The 26,095-nt window shown below is 45.8% G+C and carries 19 protein-coding genes, 2 pseudogenes and 1 riboswitch; of the genes and pseudogenes, 9 read left to right on the plus strand and 12 right to left on the minus strand.

Features of this window, described 5'->3' with window-relative positions:
* Window positions 1-81 precede the first annotated feature (81 nt).
* Together FD47_RS00930 and FD47_RS00935 are read right to left on the minus strand one after the other, a co-directional pair.
* On the minus strand, window positions 82-444 hold the full coding sequence (locus tag FD47_RS00930) for a hypothetical protein (protein ID WP_054732256.1): 363 nt from the start codon (window positions 442-444) through the stop codon (window positions 82-84).
* 29 nt (window positions 445-473) lie between these two features.
* A complete protein-coding gene (locus tag FD47_RS00935) occupies window positions 474-809 on the minus strand; it encodes a hypothetical protein (protein WP_225352677.1) in 336 nt (111 codons plus the stop codon).
* Window positions 810-943: 134 nt separating this feature from the next.
* Window positions 944-1,042: riboswitch (TPP riboswitch) on the plus strand.
* 60 nt (window positions 1,043-1,102) lie between these two features.
* On the opposite strand from FD47_RS00935, the gene tenA reads away from it, so the two are divergent.
* A complete protein-coding gene (gene tenA, locus FD47_RS00940) occupies window positions 1,103-1,801 on the plus strand; it encodes a thiaminase II (protein WP_054732259.1) in 699 nt (232 codons plus the stop codon).
* Window positions 1,802-1,938: 137 nt separating this feature from the next.
* Here tenA and FD47_RS00945 read toward each other — a convergent pair.
* From FD47_RS00945 to FD47_RS00955, 3 genes and pseudogenes are all read right to left on the minus strand, one after another.
* Window positions 1,939-3,336 (minus strand): annotated as a pseudogene (locus FD47_RS00945) (MFS transporter).
* A gap of 124 nt (window positions 3,337-3,460) precedes the next feature.
* Window positions 3,461-3,930, minus strand: a pseudogene (locus FD47_RS00950) (ASCH domain-containing protein).
* A 172-nt stretch (window positions 3,931-4,102) separates the two neighbouring features.
* Window positions 4,103-5,314: an aminotransferase-like domain-containing protein gene (locus tag FD47_RS00955; protein WP_056979929.1), complete on the minus strand. Its 1,212-nt coding sequence runs from the start codon at window positions 5,312-5,314 to the stop codon at window positions 4,103-4,105.
* Window positions 5,315-5,949: 635 nt separating this feature from the next.
* On the opposite strand from FD47_RS00955, the gene FD47_RS00960 reads away from it, so the two are divergent.
* The 6 genes from FD47_RS00960 (at window position 5,950) to FD47_RS00985 (ending at window position 13,292) form a co-directional block, all read left to right on the plus strand.
* The gene (locus FD47_RS00960; RefSeq protein WP_054732263.1) at window positions 5,950-6,474 is read left to right on the plus strand and encodes a GNAT family N-acetyltransferase; all 525 of its coding nucleotides are present in this window, start codon (window positions 5,950-5,952) and stop codon (window positions 6,472-6,474) included.
* A gap of 144 nt (window positions 6,475-6,618) precedes the next feature.
* Window positions 6,619-7,314, plus strand: a complete 696-nt coding sequence (locus FD47_RS00965; protein WP_008212197.1) for a response regulator transcription factor — start codon at window positions 6,619-6,621, stop codon at window positions 7,312-7,314.
* 11 nt (window positions 7,315-7,325) lie between these two features.
* Window positions 7,326-8,738 (plus strand): sensor histidine kinase, encoded by a 1,413-nt coding sequence (locus FD47_RS00970; protein ID WP_054732267.1) that lies wholly within the window; start codon window positions 7,326-7,328, stop codon window positions 8,736-8,738.
* A gap of 259 nt (window positions 8,739-8,997) precedes the next feature.
* Window positions 8,998-9,657 carry a phosphatase PAP2 family protein gene (locus FD47_RS00975; protein ID WP_054732271.1) on the plus strand — a complete coding sequence of 220 codons (660 nt, stop codon included), beginning with the start codon at window positions 8,998-9,000 and terminating at the stop codon, window positions 9,655-9,657.
* 2 nt (window positions 9,658-9,659) lie between these two features.
* Window positions 9,660-12,248: a YfhO family protein gene (locus FD47_RS00980; RefSeq protein ID WP_054732274.1), complete on the plus strand. Its 2,589-nt coding sequence runs from the start codon at window positions 9,660-9,662 to the stop codon at window positions 12,246-12,248.
* Window positions 12,249-12,251: 3 nt separating this feature from the next.
* Window positions 12,252-13,292, plus strand: a complete 1,041-nt coding sequence (locus FD47_RS00985; RefSeq protein WP_054732277.1) for an acyltransferase family protein — start codon at window positions 12,252-12,254, stop codon at window positions 13,290-13,292.
* A gap of 154 nt (window positions 13,293-13,446) precedes the next feature.
* Here the strand turns inward: FD47_RS00985 and mmuM are convergent, their stop codons facing one another.
* Window positions 13,447-14,409 (minus strand): homocysteine S-methyltransferase, encoded by a 963-nt coding sequence (gene mmuM / locus FD47_RS00990; RefSeq protein WP_054732279.1) that lies wholly within the window; start codon window positions 14,407-14,409, stop codon window positions 13,447-13,449.
* 118 nt (window positions 14,410-14,527) lie between these two features.
* Here mmuM and FD47_RS00995 point away from each other — a divergent pair, with 118 nt between their 5' ends.
* Window positions 14,528-15,922: an amino acid permease gene (locus tag FD47_RS00995; RefSeq protein ID WP_156319432.1), complete on the plus strand. Its 1,395-nt coding sequence runs from the start codon at window positions 14,528-14,530 to the stop codon at window positions 15,920-15,922.
* Window positions 15,923-15,950: 28 nt separating this feature from the next.
* On the opposite strand, the gene FD47_RS01000 is transcribed toward FD47_RS00995, so the two are convergent.
* Window positions 15,951-16,934, minus strand: coding sequence for a TDT family transporter (locus FD47_RS01000; RefSeq protein WP_056979930.1), 984 nt, complete (start codon window positions 16,932-16,934; stop codon window positions 15,951-15,953).
* Window positions 16,935-17,042: 108 nt separating this feature from the next.
* Between FD47_RS01000 and FD47_RS01005 the strand changes: the two genes are divergently transcribed.
* Window positions 17,043-17,879, plus strand: coding sequence for a LysR family transcriptional regulator (locus tag FD47_RS01005; RefSeq protein ID WP_054732289.1), 837 nt, complete (start codon window positions 17,043-17,045; stop codon window positions 17,877-17,879).
* Window positions 17,880-17,905: 26 nt separating this feature from the next.
* Here the strand turns inward: FD47_RS01005 and FD47_RS01010 are convergent, their stop codons facing one another.
* The 5 genes from FD47_RS01010 to FD47_RS01030 all read right to left on the minus strand — a co-directional run bounded on the left by FD47_RS01010 (window position 17,906) and on the right by FD47_RS01030 (window position 26,039).
* On the minus strand, window positions 17,906-18,859 hold the full coding sequence (locus FD47_RS01010; protein ID WP_056979931.1) for a LacI family DNA-binding transcriptional regulator: 954 nt from the start codon (window positions 18,857-18,859) through the stop codon (window positions 17,906-17,908).
* Between the two features lie 102 nt (window positions 18,860-18,961).
* Window positions 18,962-21,202, minus strand: coding sequence for an alpha-galactosidase (locus FD47_RS01015; protein WP_054732291.1), 2,241 nt, complete (start codon window positions 21,200-21,202; stop codon window positions 18,962-18,964).
* Between the two features lie 4 nt (window positions 21,203-21,206).
* Window positions 21,207-23,168: a sugar MFS transporter gene (locus FD47_RS01020; RefSeq protein WP_056979932.1), complete on the minus strand. Its 1,962-nt coding sequence runs from the start codon at window positions 23,166-23,168 to the stop codon at window positions 21,207-21,209.
* Between the two features lie 367 nt (window positions 23,169-23,535).
* Window positions 23,536-24,864, minus strand: a complete 1,329-nt coding sequence (locus FD47_RS01025; RefSeq protein WP_056979933.1) for an aspartate kinase — start codon at window positions 24,862-24,864, stop codon at window positions 23,536-23,538.
* Window positions 24,861-26,039, minus strand: a complete 1,179-nt coding sequence (locus FD47_RS01030; protein ID WP_056979934.1) for a homoserine dehydrogenase — start codon at window positions 26,037-26,039, stop codon at window positions 24,861-24,863. Before FD47_RS01030 ends, FD47_RS01025 begins: the two co-directional genes overlap by 4 nt.
* Window positions 26,040-26,095 lie beyond the last annotated feature (56 nt).

Consider the following 26,095-nt stretch of genomic DNA (forward strand, 5'->3'; position numbering starts at 1 on the left):
GAGAATCATATTTAATGTCGCACCAAAAAGATGGGCACCGCCAATCTCATTTGAGATCAGTGGTGCCCATCTTTTTGGCAGTTATTGAACTCCTTTAAACTTTGAAAATCCATCCACCAAGAAATTTGAAATGGTTAACCACGTTATAAAAATTGGGATATTCCCAATCAGTTGCAGCTCCACAAGTAAGAAAAAAAGCCCAATCGTTGCAACCGTGGCGATTAAGATCGAAGTAAATCCGCGGCGGTAATGATGATAGTTAAGTTCTGGATGGTACAAATACACCTTCCTACCAGCATATGCGTACCACGCAATCCAGGTAAGAATGAAGGCAAGCATTAACCAGATTGGATCAACTTTTAATGCCACCATAAAAATATCGATGATGAGCGTTATGATCAGCGGTACGTTGTTGAAGAGGGCGTATTTCCAATTAAATGTCATTGGTTGGTCTCCTGTAAGATTTAAATCCATTAACTATGGCATAGTATAAGCCAAATGACGCCAAGAAAGTGGCTGGAGACCCCCATGGTATAGCCGCTAACAACAATCCCAATGATGCCCACAAAGACCACAAAATTGGACATGATTGTCGATTCAAAGTTATGGAGGTCCAACTCAGGATGTTTCTTGAAGAATGTTTTACCGTATCGATAGTGAATAAAAAATTCCAAAACCGAAAAGATTCCGACAGCGACTAGTAACGCGCCAACCACATTTGATATGTATATATGAACAAGCAAATACAGAGCAATTAACGGGATATATGGGACAAAACAAATTAGGGCAATCTTAAAATTAAATTTCAATCAACGACACTCCTTAACAAGATTCCCCCACCCCTCAGAAAATTGTTGCGTTAACTATACCATACATTAACCATACCATAATGGAAGAAATTCGTGAAATTCCCAAAAATTATGGTAAACTTTGGGTATTCAAATAAGATCACTGGGGGTGCCTTGTGCTGAGATGGCGTTTCGCCAATCCCTTTGAACCTGATTTGGTTAATACCAACGTAGGGAAGTGGAAAAATGAGAACAACGAGTACCAAGTCCGGTTGCGTTCTGTTTGAAAATTTTGTTTTGAGGAGTATCCATTCATGAAATTTTCCGAAGAATTAGTCGCAGCGGGACAACCAATTTTACATGAAATTTATCAACATCCGTTCGTCCAAGGAATTGGCAACGGAGACTTACCAAAAGAAGCATTGACGTTTTACGTGGGTCAGGACTATAACTATTTGAACGCGTTCATCAAGGTTTACGCGGCTGCCATTCAAAAATCGGAAACCCGGGCCGACATGGCAATCTTTGCGAAACAAATCGACTTTATTTTGAACAGCGAAATTCATCCCCACCACAATTTCTGTAACGTTGCCGGGGTGAAATATGAAAGTTTGCAGCACGAAGCCCAAGCTCCCGGCACTTACCTATACAATGAACATATGTACCGGGCTGCCCGAACTGGCGACCTAATTGATATCGTTGCCGCCATGACACCATGTCCATGGACATATCTGGAAATCGCAAACCGGTTTGTGAATCAGGGTAAGAACACTGATGATAATGTCTTCAAACCATGGATTGATTTTTATGCCAACATGGAAAATGACGATGACAGTATCCTGCCGCAGTTATTTGCCTTGATTGATCGTGAAGCCGAACACTACGACCAGCACCATCTGGATATCGTTAAAGAAGAATTTTTAAAGAGCTGTGAACTCGAGTGGGAATTCTGGGATCAAGCGTATCATCAGCGCAGTTGGCACTTCGTCAAACCAATGAAGCAGTACCGTTAACAGCGAAAACGCGCCTTTTATAGCCTATTTAAACCACTAATCAAATAAAACACCTGCGACAACATTGAGCTGTCACAGGTGTTTTTTGCGATCATCATCCTTGAGCTCACCAAGCCGGTAATCTTTCTAGTCAGGCTTTAAGGTTTCGCTTTAAATAACTTCGTAAACAACCAGAAATTGATGGTTCCCACAAACAAGATAATCCCAAACGCCATCTGACTGCCGACAGCCACGTTTTGCGCGTTTGAAAAGTGGGGAACGGTTATCGAACTCATGAGCACCGCCATCACGGTTGTGCCGATAGAGCCGGCAACCTGTTGACCAGTACTATATACGGCGTTGGCATCATTGCGAACGTCACCGCTTAAAACTTTAAGGCCGTAAGTCATACAGTTACCAAAGGCCATCGAGCGGCCCATGGCAAAGACGGTGTAGAGTAAAATAATGCCAATAATCGATAGATGACGACCATAAATGGTAAATCCCAATGCCGTAATGAAGAACAGTGTGTTCCCCAAGTATAACGGCAGTTTGCCGCCATACCGATCCAACATCCAGCCATAAATTGGTTGACCCAATCCGTTTAAAACACTTCCTGGCAGCAAAACCAGTCCACCAATGAAGGCACTGGCATGATCAACCACTTGGACGTAATTTGGCAGCACAAAGTTAATCCCGATATTGGAAGCCTGCAATAAAATGTATGGCAAAAAACTATAAATAAATGATGGGTGCTTAAAAACAGCTAAGTTGAAGAGCGCCTTCTTACTGAATTTGGATCGCCACATAAACAAACCAAACGTGATGACGGTGAAGGCAAAATACCAAAGGCTATTTAAAAGGCCGTGGGCATCTCCCATGACATTCAAGCCCATAATCAAGCTGGTGAGTGAGACCGCCAATAACGCAAACCGTAACCAATCGAAAACGTAATGGCGGGTTGGCGAATATTGTTTAATGGTGAAAATCCCGAGAATCAATAATAACGCGGTGATCGGCAAGGTGATCCAAAAAATCATCCGCCAACTGGCAAAGTAATCAACCGTTCCGCCAAAGGTCGGCCCAAGCGCAGGAGCAACCAGGATAATGAGGTTGGCCATGCCCATATAGGTTCCAAACTTAGTTGCTGGAACGGTGTCCATAATAATGTTAATCATTAACGGTCCGGTTAGCCCCACGCACCCAGCCTGAACCAGGCGGCCAAGCAGCAGGACCCAGTATGTGGTGGCCATTCCGCCAAGAATATCCCCTAACATGAAGAGACAGGCCGCGGCAATGAACAACTGCTTATTTGTGAAGCGCCGCTTTAGATAGGCAGACGTGAGCATCAATAATGCCACCGTCAGCAAATACCCCGTCGTCACCCATTAAACGGTGGTCAGCGAAACGTTGAACTGCTTCATCAGCGTTGGAAAGGTCACGTTCATTGACGTTTCCGTTAGGACCCCCATAAAGGTCATTAGGGAAATGACAACAATGACGAAGAACGGATGCTTCGCGTTTTGTTTTTGAATTGATGTTTGTGATTCTACCACGGTTAATGAGTCCCCTTTGATTAAATTAATACTGAAAAGCGCATTTAATCATAATAAACCATTTAGGCAAGAAGATACAAGGGGAATTTTACTAAAAAATATCATTTTTTCATTAATCAGGCTTTTATTTTGTAATACCCGCATCTCGATCGACAACCTCGAATAATTCACAAACACACGGGATATTGGGGGGGGGAAGGACTGCTTGAGCCGCTGATACTCATTTTTAAAAAACGCTTCGTGAACCGTGCGCCAATAGGTTAACGATCGGTCCCCTTCACCTTCGTGAAACGCGTGCTCCGCGGAAACCCACTTATAAGGAACGATTTCAACCACCTTGGTTTGGGTGATACAGGCCGGAGTCCCATCAGCCCATAGGATCATATTATAATCACCAGCCTTTGGCAGTGGTTCGTTAGATTCGTAATCCTCCAGAGCAGACGTTGTTGCGGTCTTAATTCCCTTTACAACCAATTCAGCGAGCTGATTAGCCGTTTCAGCGTCGTCACCAAATGCCCAGGCATCATAGTGGGCATTTTCCAGACGATGGGTGGTCACAAACCGCTGCCAGTATGCATGTATTTGATGATTCATTTTTATCTCCTCGCCATCGTTAATTAACTTTTATCTATTAACCATTCAGTCATCAGGCACTCTTCGTTACGCAAAGCCTTAAAAGCATCAACATCGGGCCCAGAAAGTGTCCGGACCCGATGTTATTAAGAAATTTAAAGTCTCAAGCAGATTATCCCGCCAAAATCGAAAACTAGTTCCCACTCACCTCGGAAACTGATTCCGAAATGGTTTCTTTAATGGCGGATCCCAGTCGTTTGATCCCCGTCTTGATCTGTTCCTCAGACATGTTTGAGAAGTTTAACCTGAACGTTCCCGGAGTAACCGCATCAGGATAGAACGGTTCACCAGGAACGAAGGCGACGTTATGCTTAATGCAGGTATTAAAGAGTTCTTGGGTATCAATATTACCAGGTACTTCAACCCAGATAAAGAGTCCACCCTCGGGATGGCTATAGTTGACCCCCTTCGGAAAATCGGCTTCAATTGCCGCCATCATGACATTCTCCCGTTTCCGATAAACCCGCTTGATCTTATTAATGTGATCTTCAATATCGTACTCGGCCATGAACTTTGCCACAATGTGTTGCGTTAGATTATCCGAGTGCACGTCGGCAGACTGCTTCATTAAAGTAAACTTCTTCATCAATGACGTTTCGGCAACGATCCACCCTAAACGCAAACCGGGTGCCAAAATCTTCGAAAAAGTACTGAGATAGATGACCCGATTCTGATCATCATAAAATTTAATTGGTGCAATATCATCACCAGCAAATCGAATGGCCCCGTATGGGTCATCTTCTAGAATCATAATGTCGTATTGATCGGCGATCTGAATCATTCGGCGCCGGCGCTCAGCTGACATGGTCCGACCGGTTGGATTCTGGAAATTTGGAATGGTGTAAATAAACTTAGTGTTGGGATTTTCCGCAACCGCCTTTTTCAGGTCATCCATCTTCATTCCGTCTTCGTCCATCTCCACCCCAACGATGTGGGCCCCGTAACTACGGAAGACGTCCAACGCACACAAATAGGTTGGTTTTTCAACAATCACCGTATCACCGGGATTAATAAACATTTTTGCGGTTAAGTCAATCGACTGCTGGGAACCAGTCGAAATCATCACATTATCGATTGCGGTGTTGACGCCCTGTTTGGCCATCCGCTTCACGATTTGAGTCCGTAATGCGGGGTCGCCAATCGCAGCACTATATTGTAAAGCCTGTCGGCCACTTTCATCATAAACTTCATTTGTGACCTTCTTGAGAGCGTCAACCGGAAATAATTCCGGCGCGGGGAGGCCTCCGGCAAAAGAAATAATGTCTGGACTGCCGGCAACCTTCAAAATGTTGCCGACTGGATCTTCGTCACTGGCTGGTACACGAGTAGAAAATTGATATGTCATATTAATGCACTCCTTACGTGATTGATTGTTAAACTTCATTGAAATGTTAATTTTTTTGTTAATCTGATTACACGACTGAATGGCCACATAACGCGAAGACGCCGTTAACCCGTCGAACTAATTTTTGCAATTCTAACTCTCTCATCATGACCACTCCTTAATTTATTTTTCCAACTAAAAAACGCCCCCTGGTTATAAAACCAAAGGACGTTGCTTAACGCGGTACCACCTTAATTTGAACGACTCTTACGACCCGCTCCTTAGCATGTACGGGGATCAAGATCCCGATACACCGCACGATAATGGGTGCACCCATTTCACCTCGAAAAGTGAACGCATTGATCAACCTTTCCAAATAACAGTTCCAATACCTTCTCACCCGCTGGTACTCTCTTGGTGAAGCTGTTACCGTAATCCGCTGAATCAAACTAATTAGTCGGATTTAAATGTTGTATGCAGTTTAGTTCAATACCAGTGAACCTGTCAACCACTTTATTAAAACTTTTCACATAATTATTATCAAACGACCATAAAATCGCATCACGTGTCATTTAGTTAATAATAGGCATTTGATTGATTTCTGGGGCCTGCTTAGTTTATGCTCATAGTATGAGTAACAAGAGAGGAGTGGTTCCGTGATAATCAGAACCGTTCGCCAGGCAGATTATTCACCCATTTCTGATCTCCTGATGACAACATTTTCAAAATCTCAAAATGGCTATGGTGGAGAAGCAGCCTTAGTTGAAAGAATTCGCAAAGATCCGACTTATAAACGGCGCTTTGAAATTGTCGCTGACCAGGCAGGCCGATTGGTCGGTTACGGTCTCCTGAGCAACGTTATTATTGAAAACGAAAACCAATCGAAAACCGGTTTGTGTTTGGCGCCGATGGCCGTTATCGCATCCCACCAGCGCCAAGGAATTGGCAAACAAATTTTGACCGAGTTGGAACATCGCGCAGCCCTTGCCAAGTTCCCCTTCATCAGTGTGCTGGGATGGCCGGATTACTATGGCAAACTTGGCTATCAAAGAGCCAGCCAATTTGGGATTAATCCCCCATTTCCAGCTCCGGACGACACCTACATGATTAAAGCAATTATTCCCGATGGCCTTTCGGGCGTCCAGGGAACCGTTCATTATCTTAGGGCCTTTGGGATGTAACCGATTTCTGATAAATTCTCATTACTTCATTATTTTTAACCACTAGTTTGATTATCAAAATCATTTTAAGCTAGGGGGGATTCCTTTATTGGCGGTCGTAACGAATAAGGGACTTCGTTTTTGAAGAAACACGAGGGGATTTTTTTGACAAACACAATTCTATTAGTTGAAGATGAAGAGGCTTTAAGTTCTTACCTAATTCCGGAACTCCAATTTGAAGACTATCAAGTTCTTTTAGCCCGTGATGGGGTTGAGGCTTTAAGTCTTTATGACAATAACCGGGGCAATTTGGATTTGATTATCCTCGACTGGATGTTACCTAAACTAGATGGTCTAGAAGTCTTACGGCGAATTCGCAAGGGTGACGATATTCCAATCATCATGATGACCGCCCGCGGATACGTGGGTGATAAAGTCGCCGGTCTGGATAGTGGTGCCGACGATTACATTACGAAACCATTTGAAATCGAAGAACTTCTCGCCAGAATTCGGGTAATTCTGCGCCACCAACACCACCGCCCAAAAGTGACAAATCTCTACACCGTTGAGGACTTAACATTGAATGCCAAGTCCCGGCAAGTCACTCGGGGTAATCACTTGATTCAGCTAACCCAACGCGAATATGAATTACTATTGATCCTAATTAAGCATACTGGGGAAACGCTCACTCGCAATGAACTATTAGATTCCGTCTGGGGCGTTGACTTTGAAGGTCAACCAAATGTCGTGGACGTGTACATTCGCTACCTGCGCAATAAAATTGACCGAAAATACCCGAAGCAATTAATTCACACTGTTCGGGGAATCGGTTATGTGCTTTCTGGGAATTATCAGGAGTAGGAGGCTTACGTGTGCGACAACCCAAAAATCGGACGACCTTTCAGGCAATCCGTTTAAACTTCACAATTATTTTTACGCTTTTCGCAATTTTTACCGGGGCTTCAGTGATCACGATGGTGGGCGTTAACCTCGTTCACCAAGAACAAACCCAATCAGCAGAATTGCTTAAAAGTCTGAACCGGTCGTTTATCGACAACAAACCTGATTGGAATCAGTGGCGGCGTAATAGCAGTATCAACACCCAAAATACGTATGTCAAAGTCACTGATCAAACTCATTCCAAAGAGCGGCCAAAGATTTTTTATTCAAAAGGAACTGAACAATTCCTGGCAGCCAAACCAACAAAGCTGTCACAGATGCTTCACTTCCCATTTTTCCCCGCCCTCATCTATAACCACGGGTATGGTCTTCTGTATTACAGAAGCGGTATTCGTACGGGCGCAAGAAAGAATATTCGCTCAGAAATCTGGATGAGTTTAAATCCAATCGTCAGCACCTTACTTTCAGTCATGCTAGTGGTTCTGTGCGTATTGATCATTGGCCTGGCGCTCGGGTGGTTCGTGATTTCAGTTGTTTCTAAGCGGCTAACATCATCGTTACAGATGCTTCAAACAACCGCCCAAAGACAAAGCCGATCCGTCACCAAGATTGAAAGTTTACTGCCGGTTCCCGCTTCGCCGGTTGAGGTTCGCGAACTAGCTACGAGTTTTAATAACCTGTTAGCCGCAATTATCGAAAATAACCGCCGGGAAAAGGCCTTTATTTCGAATGCTTCACACGAATTACGAACCCCGATTGCCGCAATCCGCGGTCACGTTTCGCTTGTCAAACGGCGTGGCCAACAACATCCAGAGATCGTTTCGCGCTCGCTTGATTTTATTGACGATGAATCTGCTAAAATGCAATCTTTAGTCAACAGTTTACTGGCTCTCTCACGAGCGGATAAAGAAATCGTTCAAAAGGATCATTTTGACTTAAATAGTGTGGTTAACGAAACAGTCGAGGAACAACGGGCAATTTTAGCCCAAACCATCAACGTAGCCGAGGCTTCCCCGACAACGGTGCTTGCAAATCAAACCAACGTCGCCCAAATCATCTCGATTATTTTGGACAACGCTGGAAAGTACGCCCCCAAAACGGCAACAATCGATGTGATCATTGCCGCAGATGGATCCAAAACGACATTGTCGATTCGAAATAATGGTCCAAGTATCCCGGATGAGGATAAACAGCACATTTTTGATCGATTTTATCGGGGTGATCATGCGCATAGTAACCAGGTTATTGGCAACGGACTGGGATTATCGATTGCTTCTCAATTAGCGGCGCTGAATGACATTAAGATTACCGTTACGGACGTAATCCCCCACGGCGTCAGTTTTAACCTCATATTTTCAGACTCAGATTCAAATAACACCAAATAAAAATCAGGCCCAGATTTTAACTTCAAAGGCCTTCAAAAAGCGGATGAGACAACTGCATTCAATGTCTCATCCGCTTTTTGAAGGCCTTTTGTCGTCGAAGCTAACCATGAAAGATTTTCCTGTGAATTTCTCATTTTTTTCTCTTTTTACACCCGTATCGCGCGGTTCTGTTTAGTCCTATTCTTAAGCTGTCGAAAAGTCAATTGACGGCACACCCATTTTTCAATTGACTCAAGCTTAACGATTGGAGCCGATTAACATGCAATCATCATTTCTTAGTAAGCATCCCTACCTCAGCCTTGGCTGGATAATCTTTATCTGCTTAGCGGTTAGCGTTGCGTCTGAATTGCCGCAAATATTTTTTATGGATCAAAACATATTAAACGATATTAGTCGGTTTCAAACGCCGCAACGAACGGCATTCTTTCGGGTCATCGCGTTGACGGGGAGCCCCGCAATCACGTTCTTGATAGAGATTCTTCTTGTCATTCTTCTGTGGCAGCGTAAACACGTCAGTGCCGCACTCATTGCCCTCACCATGGCAATCGGCGGCAACGCAGCTGGCGTCCTGATCAAATTTTTGGTTCACCGACCACGACCCACCAGTTTCATTTCGGCAGCGTCCGGCTATAGTTTTCCCAGCAGCCACGTCATCGGATGCACCATTTTAACGATCATTATTTTTAAATTCGGCATCCAGTTAATTCCGGCCATCCGAACGCAAATATCGATTGAGATGCTCATTCTTTTCTGGCTCGTCTTGGTTGCTTTGTCGCGGCTCTACCTGCAAGCCCATTATCCTTCTGACGTACTGGGTGGTGGTTTGTTCGCACTCATTTGGTGTCAGACGGTTCTGGTCGCATTTCGCCAAGAACGCGTAAAAATCACAAATCTCATTAAGAGCAAGGGGGGAAGTTAATCATGAATCCCGAGAATCGCACGCGACAATCCGTTATCATCATGGGCAGTTCATTCATCCTCCCATTGGTCGTCGTCGGCATTATTTTGGCAGCTAACAACATCACGCCATTCGGAAGTCGCAATCTATTGGTTGGGGATATGGGCGCGCAATATTCCCCATTTTTCACAGCCCTGCGACATGCTCTCCTCACGGGCCACATGAGTTGGTTCTCATTTTCAGTTGGCGTAGGTGAAAATATATTTTCACTCGTGGCTTACTATTTGTTAAGTCCTTTCAACCTGATTATTTTACTATTTTCATCGGCAAATGTTCCCACGGCGGTCACGATAATCCTGATGTTAAAAATCGCGACCATGGCATTGACCATGAGCTTTTACCTCATCCATCATTTTCACAGGGTTAACTGGATTGTTCCCTTTTTCGCATTGGCGTTCAGTCTGTCCGGATTCGTAACCGCAAACCTTGCGAATATCATGTGGTTGGATGACTTGATCTGCTTACCGCTAATCTGCCATGGCATTGACCAGATTAAAGCAGGCCACCGTTCCTACCAACTTTTTGCGTGGTTAACCATCGCGATCATCACGAACTTCTATATTGGCTATATGATTGGTTTGTTCACCATCATTTACACAACAACTTTGATCATGGCTGCCAAGCAACCCGAACATTCTTTAACAAAGACACTTGGCGAAAACGGCCCGTTTATCCGCTCAGTCATCGGGACAGAATTTCTAAGCGTGATGACAACCATGACGGTACTTCTGCCGGTCGCGTTAGGAATGATCCAAACCGCCAAGGTGGCGCCCGCATCACCCACTCAAACAGCTGGAACGAGAACCCCGCAATTTGGATTGGAAATTCTCTCACAGTTTGGTATGGGAGGCACGGCCTATTCGAATCGGCTTTACCACGCCCCGGCAATCTTCTCTTCGATTGCGATCATCATTTTATTTATCAGTTATTTTGCGCATCCATCAATCTCCCATCAGGAAAAGGTGGGAACTGGGTTTGCGTTTGGTTCGCTGTTCTTAAGTATGATCATTGGCCCAATAAATCTCATCTGGCATATGCTTAACGTCCCTTCCGGATCACCATTTCGATACTCATTTCTGATCAGCTTTGTCATGATCGCCGCTGCCTACCAAGTCTGGCTGGCACATCCAACACGGTTATCAGATCGGGCTAAGTGGCTCATCCCGATTGGCATCAGCTTCGCGCTGTTAATCGGCTTTGAAACCATCAAAATCGGTACCGTAACGTACCATAACACATACCTCTCGGTGCAACCCGCCTCGGTTAAGCTGCTATTGCTAAACCTGACGTTGGTGCTGCTTTTCTCAATTCTGATTTTCGCAAATCATCACCGCTTGTTCACAACCACAATTGGGGGCTTTATTGCCTTAGAAATGGGTGGTAATTTAGCCTATGTCGTTCAAAGCGAGCCTCTGGGAAATCAGCGGACCTATGCCAGTGGTTTTAATGCTGAAACTCAGCAACTCTCATCGTTATCGGAACCACAAACCCATCTTTTTCGAATTGATAATCGCAGTAATCTACTGGCACCCGCTTTTTCGGAAATTTACCTCGGGTATAATGACCCCACTGCCTTTCAATACGCCGGGATTCAGGAGTACAGTTCTACTCTTCACGAGCCGGTCCGTGAGTCACTTAAAGAATTGGGATTCTTCAGCAAAAATCAGCGCCGAATCAGCAACGTTGGCGCAACAGCAATTTCTGATCTCTTACTGGGGGTTAAATATAACCTCGCCGCCACCCAGACGCCAAACCTAAATTCAGCGTACGTCGGAATGGGCTTTCCTGTGACCAAGCAATTTGTCGATCTGAAATTAAAGCCAGGCAGGATCTTTGCGAATCTGGCATCAACCCTCAAAACCATTAAACCAAGCTCTGATACCTTCCTTACTCACCAGAAGATCCGGCGAAAAACCGTCAGTCGATCATCGCTTCCAGGCCTCTATCACGCCACCTTTACCGTTGACCCAACCCAACGGGGACCGCTTTATTTAACCACGACCTCCCCCGTGTTTCGCATGTCGTCGCTAACCGTAAATGGTCACCAAGTCGATCTCGTTACCAATGGGCTTCATAAAAAATACCTTGTGAAGCTTGGCACCGCGTCTGTTGGCCATGCAGTTCACATTGTGATTACCGGTGCCAGTCAAAAAACACTCAGGGGTATTCAAGTGCAATCTCTCAATGTTCAGTCACTGACACACTTAACGAATCAATTGCGGTCAGAAGCATTCATTCCCACCTACGACGGCAATCACATTCAAGGCACCATCAAACAATCCAATCGGCGATCCAAATGGTCCTATATCGCAATTCCGGACGATTCTGGATGGTCAGCAGCCGTTAATGGTCGGCAAGTTGTCATTCATAACGCGCTGGGTGCTTTTATGGCCATTCCACTAACCGCAACCATTAATCACATCTCAATGACGTATCATGTGCCAGGCTTATTCATCGGCCTTTGCCTATCATTGCTGGGCTTGTCAGGCTATGGTCTTTGGATAACGATATCAATTTACCAAAAAAAGTTAAAACGAAAGGATGGTCGTTAACCAATGGCAATCCCATCTCATCATCAATTACCTTCTCGGATTGAATGGATCGATATTGCTAAAGCATACGGGATTATCGCCATTGTTCTGGGCCACATCTTATCTCATACTCCGGTAAGCCACTTTCTTTATTGGTGGCACATCCCCTTGTTCTTCATCCTAAGCGGCATCTTCGTTAAACCGCTTAACAATGTCCACGACTGGCAAAAATTTTTTAATCATCGAATTAAACCCGAGTTGGAACTTTACATTGGAATGGGTATCCTCCTCATCGGGTTATACACCGTCATTCACCACAAAAATCAGATGTTTTTGCAAAATCATTTAGTCGACCTGATTTATGGTGGTCGCACACTTAATTTTTACACCAGCACGTTCTGGTTTATTAACGCCTATATTCTAACCATCATCGTGCTCACAATCATCATTTCACTCATATCTAGTCGAACCATGCTCGTTTTATTAGTCACGGGTGGCTTGCTTCTTGGTGCCAGTTACAGTCAGGTCAGTTGGATGCACATTAACGGATTTGCCATGATTCCGTGGAGTGCCGACACGGTTTTGATCACCCTATTTTATAGCTATATCGGCTACACCCTGTTTCACGCGAATCGCAATTGGATTCAGGACCCAAAGGCGATTAGTGGCATCATCGTTATCGCGACAACCCTCATCCTCATTCATCTCAACGGTGGATTTACTTTCCGGCTATCGCTCAAGTCCCACCTGATTCAAAGCTCACTGCCAAAAGCGGTGGCACTTATTCTGATACCCACCAGTCTTGCCCTCGGCGTGATGGTTTGCGCTTTGATAACATCTAAATTACCCTTTAAATTTGGCCTGCCACTGATTGGCCGGCATACGCTGGCAATTATGTATGGCCACAAATTATTTTTGGATATCTGTGGCTTGGTAGGGCTCAAGAATCCGGTGATCATCTTACTTGTTGGCATAGGCGCACCATTGTTAGCTGCAATAACCATTCAACGGATAAGCCACTTAACAAACTCACTCGCGTATGGACTCAACAATAATTTTAGATAGCGCTGTCGCAATAAAGATCTCTTAAATTCAGTACTGTGTCATTGGTACGGCTGAATTCAAGAGATCTTTTAATTAATAATGCGCTTTTTATAAGTAGTGTCATTACATTACCAAGCGCATACAATGACGTCATTTTAAGTTATTTCGCTCTCTTTTAGGACAGATTTTTCGCATTAACTGCATCGGCAACCTGTTCAATATCCCCCGGCGTCGTCCGACAGCAACCGCCAATAATTTTCGCGCCGGCTGCCAACCACTTAGGGGTCAGATCAGCGAATGTTGCTGATTGGGGATTGGGTTCCCAGGTTTTCGTTTTGGGATCATAGATGTCACCGTTATTTGGATAAACAATGATTGGCTTGTCCGTATTCGGGACAATCGTCTTAATGGTTGCTTCAATATTATTCATCGAAGTACAGTTTACGCCAATCGCGCTGATTTGGGGATTGTCGTTGAAGTACGCCACCGCCTCGGCTAGCGGCGTACCGTCACACAGGTGCTCAGGGTCACTCACACTAAACGATAACCACGCGAACATATTCGGAAACCTGGTTTTCATCATAGCTGCCAACGCCTTGGCCTCATCAAAATTAGGCTGGGTCTCAAACGCAAACATATCGACCCCCGCCTTAGCCATCAGTTCCATGCGCGGGGCGTGAAATTCTTGAAATTCAGTGGTTGTCAGAAGATAATCGCCCGTATATTCACTGCCATCGGCCAAATAAGCACCGTAAGGGCCGACACTTCCGGCAACAATCGGATACGGTGCCCGATCGGCCCGCTCATCGGCGGGTAACTCAAAATAAAACTCATCTCGAGCAGCCCTAGCCAACCGAACCGCTTCGGTTATCAATTTTTCACTTTGGCCTTCACTATACCCAGCCTGTTCGAATCCGTTAACGTTTGCCTGATACGTATCCGTAATGGCAATATCAGCGCCTGCCTCAAAATCACTTTTGTGAACAGCCTTAACCGCCTCTGGATTATCAATGAGTGCCGTGGCCGACCACAGCGCATTATCAGTATGCACCCCCCGCTTCTCCAATTCGGTTGCCATTGCGCCGTCCAGAACTAACGCCGCTTTTTTCTTCAGATTTTCATTAATTAAATTTGCCATGTTGTCCTCCCGCATTTTGGGCTTGTGTCCGAGCCCATTTTAGTGCATTCTATTATGTATTGGATTCTCATTATTCTATCGCAAAATGAGAAAAAAGCAATTGCCTGGAGGTCACGTTTTGAAAAATCAACCCCACGTTTCATTAGAACGCAAAATGGAATCCCGTCACCTACTCATGATATCACTGGGCGGCGTCATTGGTACCGGACTTTTCTTGAGTTCCGGCTACACGATTCATGAAGCTGGCCCAATCGGGACCATTCTGGCCTACGGGATTGGCGCCGTTATCGTCTATCTCGTCATGCTTTGCCTCGGTGAGCTTTCGGTTGCCATGCCGCAAACCGGTTCATTTCACGTCTATGCCGACAAATTTATTGGCCCGGGGACCGGTTTTACAGTCGCCATTCTTTACTGGTTGACCTGGACGGTTGCCTTAGGGTCTGAATTCACAGCAGCCGGTCTGATGATGAGAACGTGGTTGCCAAATTCACCAACCTGGATCTGGAGCCTGCTCTTCATGATCATCATCTTTACATCCAACGCGCTGTCCGTTCGATTTTTTGCCGAAACCGAATTTTGGTTTTCGAGTATCAAGGTCGTCGCAATTATTTTATTCATTATTCTCGGCGGATTAGCCATATTCGGGGTCATTCCGATTAAGGGTTACTCCCACGCGCCTCTCTTCCATAATCTGGTTAAGGATGGCCTATTCCCTAACGGTTTTAAGGGCGTCTTTACGACGATGCTGACAGTAAACTTCGCCTTTTCCGGCACCGAACTCATTGGCGTGACCGCTGGGGAAGCCAAGGATCCCGCCAAAAACATCCCTAAGGCCATTCACACAACGCTGTTTCGGCTGATTATCTTCTTTATCGGCAGTATTACCGTGATGGCCGCCCTGATTCCGTGGCAGAAAGCTGGCGTGAATCAAAGTCCGTTTGTTCTGGTCTTTAACAGCATTGGCTTACCGTTTGCCGGTGACTTGATGAACTTCGTGGTTCTAACCGCGATTCTATCCGCTGCCAATTCAGGCTTGTACGCCTCGACTCGCATGTTGTGGTCACTGGCTCACGAAGGCATGATTCCCCTGAAGTATGCGAAAACCAATTCTCGGGGTGTTCCGATGATCGCGTTAAGCCTCAGCATGTTAGGCGGCATTCTTGCACTGGTTTCCAGTGTGGTTGCCGCTTCGACCGTTTATCTGGTGCTGGTTTCCATTTCCGGACTGGCCGTCGTGATCGTTTGGATGGCGATTGCCTACTCCGAAATTAACTTTAGAAAAGCGTGGTTGAAGGCCGGCCACACCACCGACGAACTGACATTCAAAACCCCGTGGTACCCACTCATTCCATGGGCAGCGTTCATTCTTAGTCTGCTCTCCTGTGTGCTGATCGTCTTTGATCCCACTCAGCGGCCCGCGCTATTCTACATGATCCCGTTCCTGATTCTCTGCTACGTGGTGTACTATGTGAAAATCAAAGTTCACCCAACAAAAAACCGGTCCGACAAATGATTGTCAAAACCGGCAGTAATTCACTTAATTATTTAGTGATAGTCTCATTTTCCGCGGCTGTCACTTTTTTTGTTTCGTGTGATGGAAAGGCTAATTTAACAAGGAATTGACCGTAACGGATGACCACAAAGACGACCATAAAGGTTGCCAACGTAATCTCGAGGTTTGCGACTGCACCGATAATGGCATTAAACCCGTTTGCTAAATGGAAACTGTGGTTGAACAGGTTCAATGCAGTTGCTGAAATCACCAGTGGGAATGTGAAGGCTCCAAAACTTGGATAAAATGACATCCGAACGTACTTAAAGATTTTCAATAGCGTCCCCCAGTAAAGCGTCTGAGCTAGTCCGACCATGATGAGGGCGAACACCCACGATGGATTCTGGGTAATGGTTAGGTAACCGGTTAGGCAAAGTGATGCGGGAGCCGCCATGATCGTGAGCAGCGGTAAGGTTGCTTCAAACATCATTTCCCGCCGTAACAGCCGAATGCAGACAATTGGCAGGAGAATCGCGTACAGCCCCAGGGATAACCAAAGAACCGGCATCCCAACTGCTGGAATAAAGTTATTCGAAGTTACCGGAATCACGCCAATCCCAACGAAGGTCACAAACCAGCTGGGTAACACGTGATTCAATTCAACGGATGGCCGCAATAGATGTTGATAGACAAAGTAGCCCATGATGACGAACTGTAACCCAACGGCCACCGTCCAAACGACGATGGGTAAGATTGGTAGTCCCCATGCTTTCAGGAAGGTACTGATAATCATTAGTGACATGGTGAACGTTGGCGCAACCGACGCAATCACCGGATCATTCAGATCAGCCAGACTGCTCTTGAAGTGAATCACAATCTTTGCAACAACCAATAAGATTAAAATAAGTGCTAACACACCCCAGGCATTGCCGACAACCGGCAATCCAATTGCCTTGAATAGATTTCCCAACGATGCAATCCCAAGAATCAGCCCACAGATGGGTAGGGGTAACTTCTTCAAAAATAACTTCATTCGCTTTCCTCCTATCTTTGATGAGCTTAATTATACGGGTTGTGTTAGAATAAATAAAATTGATAATATTAATTTTTAATATAGAGAAAGTTTATAGGTGATCACCCAATGTTCAAATTTTTGGAAACCTTCATGGTCGTATATAAAACCCGCAGTTTCTCGCTAGCCGCTCAGCAACTATTCATCACCCAGCCGACCGTTTCAAACCAGATCAAGCAACTGGAAACCCAGCTGCACACCGAACTCTTTGAGCGGCGGAGTCGGCGGGAAATGACACCAACTAAGGCGGCCGATCTTCTACATCAAAAGGCCGGAAAGATTCTGGACAACTGGCAGGAAGTGAGCGAACAAATTACCCACCTGGAAAACCAAGCAACGCCAAAAATCCGGTTTGGCATTTCACAAACCGTTTCAAGAATTCTATTTTCAAAAATTGCCCGCGACATGACAGATAATTTTCCAGAAATCAACTTTGACGTAACGGTTTCCAATTCCGAAGGGGTTCTTAACCAACTGGAAACCTATAAAATTGATTTGGGGATTATCGAAAAGCCGTTGGTCACCAAAAATATTAAGCGTCTCTCCATTGGCAAAGATCAGTTGGTCAAGGCCGGGATAGACACTGGTATCTGGATTACCAGGGAACCCGGGTCGGGGATTGGCTACTACACCGATCAATATTTCCGAGAAGCCGACGTTCAACCCAAAAAACTTATTCACGTCAATAACAGCGGCCTAATGCGTCGAATTGTCTCCCAGGGGGTTGGCCAAGCGTTATTGTCAAACCGCGACGTTCCAGACGGCGTCCAAACCACCGCCTTAGGTGATCATTTCAGTCGGGATTTTTACCTGCTGATTCGCGAGGAAAACGCCACCGACCCAGTGATGATCGCCCTGGCCAAGTTGATCCACCAAACCGCCAATAACGTTAATCCAAGCAGGTAAACTGCTGACGCCACCAATGGCTTACCCTACTTTAAAGCGGGATCATAAAAGCTAACCGGTAAAATCTGAGTCTGAGCGTGACGGTCAGCTGATGCGCCATTTGTCGTCAGCAGCTGGTCAATTAGTTCAGCCGCCAGCTTTTTAACCGGCTGAATGACCGTTGGCAGCTCCGGTGCAACCCGGCGGATTAATTGGCTGCCATCATATCCAGTGATCAGGATGTCCTTGAAAGGGACTTTACCGGCCTCCCTCACAATTCTGGCAAATTCCAAGGCAGCAACGTCATTACTGGCAATGATCCCGTCAAAGTCCCCGGGAATAATGTCGGCGGCTGGATGCTTATTAAAATCGACCGGTTCATACGAAACGCCGGCCTGATTCAAAGTATCAATCACGCCTTGAATTCTCAAGATTGTGGGCGATAACGACGTGTCCTCATCAACTGAAACGCAAACCCTTTTGGCACGATGGGCAATCATATATGCCGCGGTTAATTTACCCCCTTGATAATTATCGGACGACACGACCGGAATGTTTTCTGCCAGATTACGATCAAAAGAAACCACCGAAACTGCCGCATTCTTGTACCCGCGGCGATTCATGTTATGAGAACTTGAGATAATCCCGTCCACCTGATTTGAAATCAGCATTTCAAGATAGTCCTTCTCAATTTGTTCATTATTAGCGGAGGAAGCAATGATCGTCTTATATCCCCGCTTGAACAGCTGAAGTTCAATCTCGTTTCCCAATTCTGCGAAGAATGGGTTGGTTAAGCTTGGAAAAATCAGCCCGATAAATTTTGAAGGCTTTCCCTGCATTGCTCGAGCCAGTGCGTTCGGTCGGTAATTTAAGTCACGCATCGCCTGATGAACCTTGTCCTTGGTTTTTTGGCTGAGGGAACCGTAATCGTTGATGACCCGAGAAACCGTTGTCACGGACACGCCGGCCAACTGCGCAACATCTTGTAATTTTGCTACCACATCAATCAGTCCTTGCTTTATTTACCCATATTATACACGGAAAGGCTCATGACATAATATCTTGTCACGAGCCTTTTGAGACACCCAGTTTAGCTTCGGGTATTATAACGAGTTTTCGTTTTCGGAAACCACCGCTTTAAAGTGATACATATTTGAACTGAAATCGAATTGGTGGATCGGTTCATAAAAACCGGTATGCATCAGTTCGTCCCCACCAATCATTTCACCAGTCTCAACGTTTTGATATAGTTTTCCGGCATCTAACCCCGTCAATTTCAACTGCTGAAATTCGGGTTGGGCCGCTGCCAACAAATTAAACGAAAACGCGACGACCTCCGATTGGTCCGGCGCCACAAACTGCCAGGCACACCGGTTTCCATGGTTGGGATCGATTAGGCGGCTAAACTCACCGTATTGAATAACCGGCCGAATCTGTTTGTAAAAGGCCACTTCCTTTGATATGTGGGCCCTATCTTTCGCTGACATCTTTGTTAGGTCGAGTTCATATCCCAATACCCCACTCATGGCGACATTCGCCCGGGTTTCTAACGGCGTTGCCCGTCCAGTTTGCTGGTTAGGGGACACCGAAACGTGGGCGGTCATCGAGGAAATTGGATATGCCAATGACGTCCCGTACTGAATCTTTAACCGGGCGATTGCATCTGTGTTGTCACTGGTCCAGGACTGCGGCATGTAGTATAGCAGCCCGGCGTCAAACCGACCGCCGCCACCAGAACAGCCTTCCCACAGAATATCCGGGTTCTCCTCTGTCAGTTCTTCCAGCAATTGATAGAGTCCCAGAACATAACGATGAAGCACTTCTCCCTGCTTTTCCGGGGGCAGGCCAACCGAATAAATGTCACTCAAATGGCGGTTCATATCCCATTTAACATAATCAATTTGACAACTGTTAAAAATTGCCTTCATCTGTTCATGAACGTTTTCGCGAACTTCGGCCCGCCCCATATCAAGCACGTACTGGGACCGGGCGGGGCTCGGCTGCCGCCCCGGAACCTTTAACAAGTAATCCGGATGTGTTCGGTATAAGTCAGAATCAAAGGAAATCATTTCAGGTTCAAACCAAATACCGAACTTCATCCCCTGTTTGTGAATATAATCCGAGAACGGTTTTAACCCGTTTGGAAACTTCTTGGCAAATACTTTCCAGTCTCCAAGCGACGAGTGATCATCATCCCGGTGACCAAACCAACCGTCGTCGAGCACAAACATTTCAATCCCGGTTTTCTTTGCGGCGTCAACGATTTCCCGCAGCTTTGCCTCAGTGAAATCCATAAACGTGGCTTCCCAGTTATTCACCACAATGGGCCGCTGAGCATACTGGTATTTCCCACGGGCAACCCGCTCTCGTAAAAGGTGGTGGTAAGTATGGCTCATGTCATTCAGCCCATTTGCCGAGTAGGTCATAATCACCTCGGGCGTTTGAAAGTCGGCCCCTGGATCAATTTGCCAATCGAACTGGTCGTCGTTTATCCCAATGACGATTCTGATCTGACCGTATTGATCCTTTTCAACCTCTTCCTTGTGATTGCCGGAATAAACCAGACAAAACCCGTAGACGTCTCCCTGAAACTCATCGGTATCTGGATCGCAGACGGCGATGAAGTTATTCATTTGGTGGCTGGTTGTTCCCCGACGACTTTCAAAACTTTTAACCCCGTAGCCAATCGGTTCGCGTTGAATGTGCCGCTCGTTAACGTGGGCCCCCGGCAATGAAATGACGTCCTTGTTGCTGCTTGGCAAGTCAACTTGCATGGACGCGATCTTTTCCAAATGAACCGACTGCTTACCCCGATTGTGCAAATTTGCCGAGCGGGTCACAACATCGCGGTCCCGATAGATCGTATACACCAGGTCGAGTTCCAAGTCACTGAGCTGATCGGCGAGCGTCACAACCAGCGTTTCGGCCTCTTCATCATTCTTCGTGTAGGCTGCCGGCAACCCCTTTAACGCCGGCTTACCAGGTTGGATAACGTGGGATTGGTAAGTGAAAAATGCCGAGCGACTGCCGTCAGGTTGCCGAATAACCGTAGCGGGCGCCCGATAGTCGCCGTCGCCCTTACTGCTGTATTCCTGCAGCAGGAAATCAAGTGAGTAAGTGCGATCCTGCGAACCGGGAAGGTTCCCTGAGAAGCCCCGGTCCCGTTTCGGATTCTTTAACTGGCCGTGATAGGTTTTAATGCGTTTACCAAAGTACAAATGGCTCAGGAAACCACCCGTTTCAATACTGAACAGGTACGAAATATGATGGTTGTGCAGATGGAAAACGTGATTTTTGTCGTCAAATTCAATGAGGTGCTGATTTAATGGCTCGCGGACTGTCATGTGGTCACTCCTCCATAATTGAATCGTTAGTTACGGGTGCTAATTTGATAATTTCTTCAGTATTAGCCTGAATCATTGTGCCGGCGGCAGTCAACAAGTCGAAGTTCCTGAATTTCTGGCTGTTTGTCACCGTCACAATCACCGTATCATCCAATCCGGCCTTTTTAATGGCGGGGTCCCAAAATTCAAGCAGTTCGGTCCCGGCCTTAACGTGGTCTCCTTTTTCAACGTATGACACAAATCCCGTGCCCCGCATCGAAACCGTCCCAATCCCGATATGAATCAGCATCGCCACGCCGTTATCGCCGACAATTCCAACGGCGTGACGGGTCGTGAATACTTGACTAATCGTTGCGTCAAAGGGAGCCAGTACCTTACCATCATTTGGTTTAATAGCAAATCCATTGCCAGCTTGACCAGACGCAAACGTCTCATCGGAAACGTTGGCAAGGGGCAATAGTTCACCTGAAATTGGTGAGTAGATTGGAATGGCTTGGCCGACCAAATTCTTACTTGGCTCAACTTGAACATTCTTTCCCCAAGTCTTTTCGAGGGTCGCAACAATTTCAGCATGCCGCGCTTCGGTCAGAGTTGATTTGCGCCAGAAGATCGTCAGTGCAATCGCTAGTAAAATAGCTGGAACGGCAAACATCATAATCTTGAACTTTATCTGCCCGGCAGCAGTAATTGATGCGGCGGTTGCGCCAGTTGTCATCCCAGCAAGGACGGCAATTTGGCCGACAGCCCCGTTTGAAATCGCGCCGCCAAGCTTATCTAGCAACGGTCGAACAGACAATGTGAGTGATTCGTCACGGTGACCGAGCTTCCACTGACCGTACTCAACGGAGTCGGAAATGATCATCAGGACAACCAGGAAGATAATCGCTTGGGGAACCTGGAATAACTCTGCCCCAACCAGAACCAATGCGAAGGATTTACCGGCAATCGTAAATACCAAAATTCCAGCCAGCATAATCCCGATACAGGAAGCAAACAAGTTGCGCCGATTAAATTTATCAACCAACTTAGGGAAAACCGTGACAGTCACCAAACTCATTAAGATGTTGATGGTTTGGAACACTGAGAACAAAGTTGATTTACCAAGGATAAATGTGAAGTAATACAACACCAGGGAATTCAAAATGTTGATCCCAATTGCGTAAACCCCATAGGTCAAGGCAATCCACATTAACTGATCATTCTTAGCCAACGTTGCAAAAATTTGTTTAATACCAACCGTGTTTTCCTTATTCTTCCGTAAATCGGATTGAACTTCATGGGTTCCAAAACCAACGATCCACGCGGTGATAATCCCCACAATCGCAACCATCAGGCCAAATGCAAACCAGCCCCGGGAGTCCCCGGTACCACCCGTTTTATTCAGCGAGAAGAACAGTACCAGTGGCATTACGATAACCCCAACTAGGCCACCACCAAGAGTTGAACCAACTCTGGCAGAGGAAGCCGTTCGCTCACGCTCCTTTGAACTAAATGACAGTGCAGGAATCATTGACCAAAACGCCACATCTTTAAAGGAATAGAAAATGTCCATTGTGATATATAAAATAGCAAACACAATCAAGTACAGAATTGGGTGCGTCCGGTTGATCCCCCCGAGATCAGTGAATAGGATCAATAGAATAACGGATGTAATGGTTCCGCCAACAACCACCCAAGGTTTAAACTGGCCGAACCGGGTTTTGGTCCGATCGATCCAGTTACCAATAAACGGATCGATGAACAGTTCGACAATTCGCAGTGCCGTGATGATCGACGTAATGTAAAGAATCATCCGGTCATCCTGAGCCTTGTTTCCCGAATTAAACAGGTGGGTGGTGACAAACATAATAAAATATGTGGACAGCGCCCCGTAGAACATGTCGTTACCAAACGCCCCGCAGGCATAGGACACTCGTGAAGTGATCTTTTTAAGCATGCTTTGTTCAGATTTCACTGAATTTTCCATAATTTTTCCCCTAATCGGTTTAGATTTAAAATCGATAATCGTTTACTGTTTATTTAATGGTAATGCAAAACGTTTATCAATTTAATGCTCATTCTAGTATGCGCTTACATAATTGTCAAGCGTTTATCAATTCCAACATTTAAATAAACCGTGATAACGATTAAAAACGCTTTATAACAGGCATTAAAGCAATTTTATTTACTCAAAGCCCCCCAATAAATCAATTGATTCGCAATTACCCAAGTTGGTGGATCCTTAAAAAGGATTGTATTTGTTTACTTGTTTACCCGTTCATTGAAAAATAAAAAAGCCCACTTTGCAGTGAACTTTTTCGGCCCGAAACCCCTGACAACTTAAACTGGCTCATCTAAATTGCCATTCTTAACTTTTTTTCAGTCACATTGACGTTTCGGTAAATTTTCTCAATTGTTTTTTCATAATCCTGATTTGCCACCCCAAAGACCAGCTTGATGTCACTACTCTGCTGGATCACCAACTGAATCTTGATCTGGCTGTTATCAAGCATGTCAAGGATTTTTCCCGCAACAGCTGGGCGCTTACCCAACTCATCAGAAACAACGGCAACTAGCGAAATGTCTTTAGCCAATTCAACACTGTCTAAATCACATTCGTTTCTCAACGCATCCATAATGGCGCCAACTTGACCCTTCACATCCCCGCGCCGGGCAATAAAGCTAAACGCGTCGGTACCGGATGGCAGATAGTCAAAGGCAACGTCGAAACGTTGGATAACCGCAAACACCTGCGACAAAATGTCGAGCCGCTTGCTGAGCTGATACTTATTAATCGTAATGATCACGTAATCCTTCTTACCGGCAATCCCAGTTACCAAATTAGCTGCACTTTCGCGAACATGGCTGACAACCAGCGTCCCATCCTCTTCAGGATGGTTGGTGTTCAAAATCGCAATCGGAATCCGCTTTTCGCGAACTGGCTGAACAGCTTCCTCTTGAAAGACGCTGATGCCCATGTAGGATAATTCCTGAAGTTCTTCGTAAGTTAATTCATTAATTTTTCGCGACTGGTCAATGATCCGCGGATCGGCCATTTTAATTCCAGAGACGTCGGTCCAATTTTCGTACAAATCAGCGCCCAGCAGGTTTGCCAGAATTGATCCGGAAATGTCGCTGCCGCCACGGGGCATTAAATGCGTTTTCCCATGTTCGTCAAGGCCATAGAAACCGGGAACCACAATTCGCGAACCGGGGGTGAGTAAGGATAAGAGGTGCTGCTTCGCTGCAGCATAATCAAAATGATGGTGGCTAAAAATCATGAATTGATTGGCATCCACGAACTGGAAACCAAGAAAATCAGCCATTAGTTTGGCAGTTAAAAATTCACCACGGGAAACCAGGTAGTCGTAACTAGCCTCAACGATCTGCGATTTAATAAGCCGAAGATCATCTTCAATCGCAACGTTGAGGTCCAGTGCGTCCCGGATCCCAATAAATCGATCCGCAATGTGATTAAATACCGGCAGGAAATCCTGGCCCCGATCTCTTAACTGCTCAATCTGAATCAGCAGGTCAGTGACTTTGATGGGTTCACTGGCACTTTTACCGGCAGCACTCACGACCACCGCTTTGCGATCAGCGTTAGCCCCGACAATCGCCTTGACCTTTCGAAACTGATCCGCGTCAGCGACTGAACTGCCGCCAAATTTTGCTACTTTCATGCATTCTCACCCTCCTTACCTGGCAGACTTGCCATAAATGCGGTTTCGTCTTTTTCGAGTACTTTTCTCATTAGTCGGTGCATTTCGCCGATTGGAATCTGCTGGACCAGCAGATAATCGCCACGGACACACGGGTTAAATTTCGCAAACAGATGTGAGCAGTCAATTTCTGAACGGACAACGTAATTGCTCCGTGTCAGATCCGAACGATACTTGAGCTTGCTCTTGAACTCACGCTTTAAATGTTCCTTGTTTTGGAAAATATCCAAGATATCTTGAATGACCGCGTTCGCAGTCGGGAGTTGCCCAGCTCCTTGCCCCATAAACTTGAGGTTACCAATTGTTTCGCCGTGAAGCGAAATCAGGTTGTAGTTATCGCAAGTGTTGGCTTCCAACGTATTCCCGTGATACAGGGTTGGTTCCACGACGTAGTCAAATTCCTTACCATTTTGATGGCTTTTACCCATCAATTTAACGGTGTAGCCCTTCTTGGCAAAATGGGAAATGTCGTCCTCGGTAACGTTACGAATGCCAAAGATCGGCAGGTCCTCGGTCGGCTTTACGAATAAATCATAAGCGATGTCACAGCTGATGCAGAGCTTGTTGGCAACGTCCAGGCCGTCAATGTCGGCACTGGGATCAGCTTCCGCATAACCCAAGGCTTGAGCTTTCAACAGCACATCGTTGAACGTTTCGCCGCTGCGCTTCATCTGATCGAGAATAAAATTGCTGGTTCCGTTGAAAATTCCCTGAATCTTGTTAACATCGTCTACTCGCAGGGCCCGCTCTAAGCCTTGGATCCAAGGAATCCCACCGCCAACACTTGATTCAAAGTAGAACTTCGTATCATTCTCAGCGGCAACCTTGGTAAATTCGTCCATGTAACGCGCAATCACCGCTTTATTAGCGGTGATGACATGCTTCTTATGTTTGAGCGCCTCGAGTATGTACTGATGAGCCGGTTCAATCCCACCGATCACTTCGACGACGATATCAACGTCATCATCGTTTAAAATTTCATCGATGCTGTCAGTCATTTCCGGTAAATTCGGTTTTTTATTTTTTCTGATTAAAATGTGCTTCACATGGAGGTTTTGGGTTAAACGGCTTGCCTTCTTAATAATTTTATAAACACCCGTGCCGACCGTTCCAAACCCTAGTATTGCAATATTCACAGCTGTAACCTCCCATTTCTCTCGTGTGTTCATTAATAATAAACACTTGTTTTTTA

The organism is Lentilactobacillus parafarraginis DSM 18390 = JCM 14109 (genome assembly GCF_001435895.1).
Lineage (GTDB): Bacteria > Bacillota > Bacilli > Lactobacillales > Lactobacillaceae > Lentilactobacillus > Lentilactobacillus parafarraginis.

Bases quoted from the DNA above. Each gene is read 5' to 3' on its own strand.
- FD47_RS00930 (WP_054732256.1), bottom strand. From the start codon at position 444: ATGACATTTAATTGGAAATACGCCCTCTTCAACAACGTACCGCTGATC.
- tenA (WP_054732259.1), top strand. From the start codon at position 1,103: ATGAAATTTTCCGAAGAATTAGTCGCAGCGGGACAACCAATTTTACAT.
- FD47_RS00955 (WP_056979929.1), bottom strand. From the start codon at position 5,314: ATGACATATCAATTTTCTACTCGTGTACCAGCCAGTGACGAAGATCCA.
- FD47_RS00975 (WP_054732271.1), top strand. From the start codon at position 8,998: ATGCAATCATCATTTCTTAGTAAGCATCCCTACCTCAGCCTTGGCTGG.
- FD47_RS00980 (WP_054732274.1), top strand. From the start codon at position 9,660: ATGAATCCCGAGAATCGCACGCGACAATCCGTTATCATCATGGGCAGT.
- FD47_RS00985 (WP_054732277.1), top strand. From the start codon at position 12,252: ATGGCAATCCCATCTCATCATCAATTACCTTCTCGGATTGAATGGATC.
- mmuM (WP_054732279.1), bottom strand. From the start codon at position 14,409: ATGGCAAATTTAATTAATGAAAATCTGAAGAAAAAAGCGGCGTTAGTT.
- FD47_RS01000 (WP_056979930.1), bottom strand. From the start codon at position 16,934: ATGAAGTTATTTTTGAAGAAGTTACCCCTACCCATCTGTGGGCTGATT.
- FD47_RS01005 (WP_054732289.1), top strand. From the start codon at position 17,043: ATGTTCAAATTTTTGGAAACCTTCATGGTCGTATATAAAACCCGCAGT.
- FD47_RS01015 (WP_054732291.1), bottom strand. From the start codon at position 21,202: ATGACAGTCCGCGAGCCATTAAATCAGCACCTCATTGAATTTGACGAC.
- FD47_RS01020 (WP_056979932.1), bottom strand. From the start codon at position 23,168: ATGGAAAATTCAGTGAAATCTGAACAAAGCATGCTTAAAAAGATCACT.
- FD47_RS01025 (WP_056979933.1), bottom strand. From the start codon at position 24,864: ATGAAAGTAGCAAAATTTGGCGGCAGTTCAGTCGCTGACGCGGATCAG.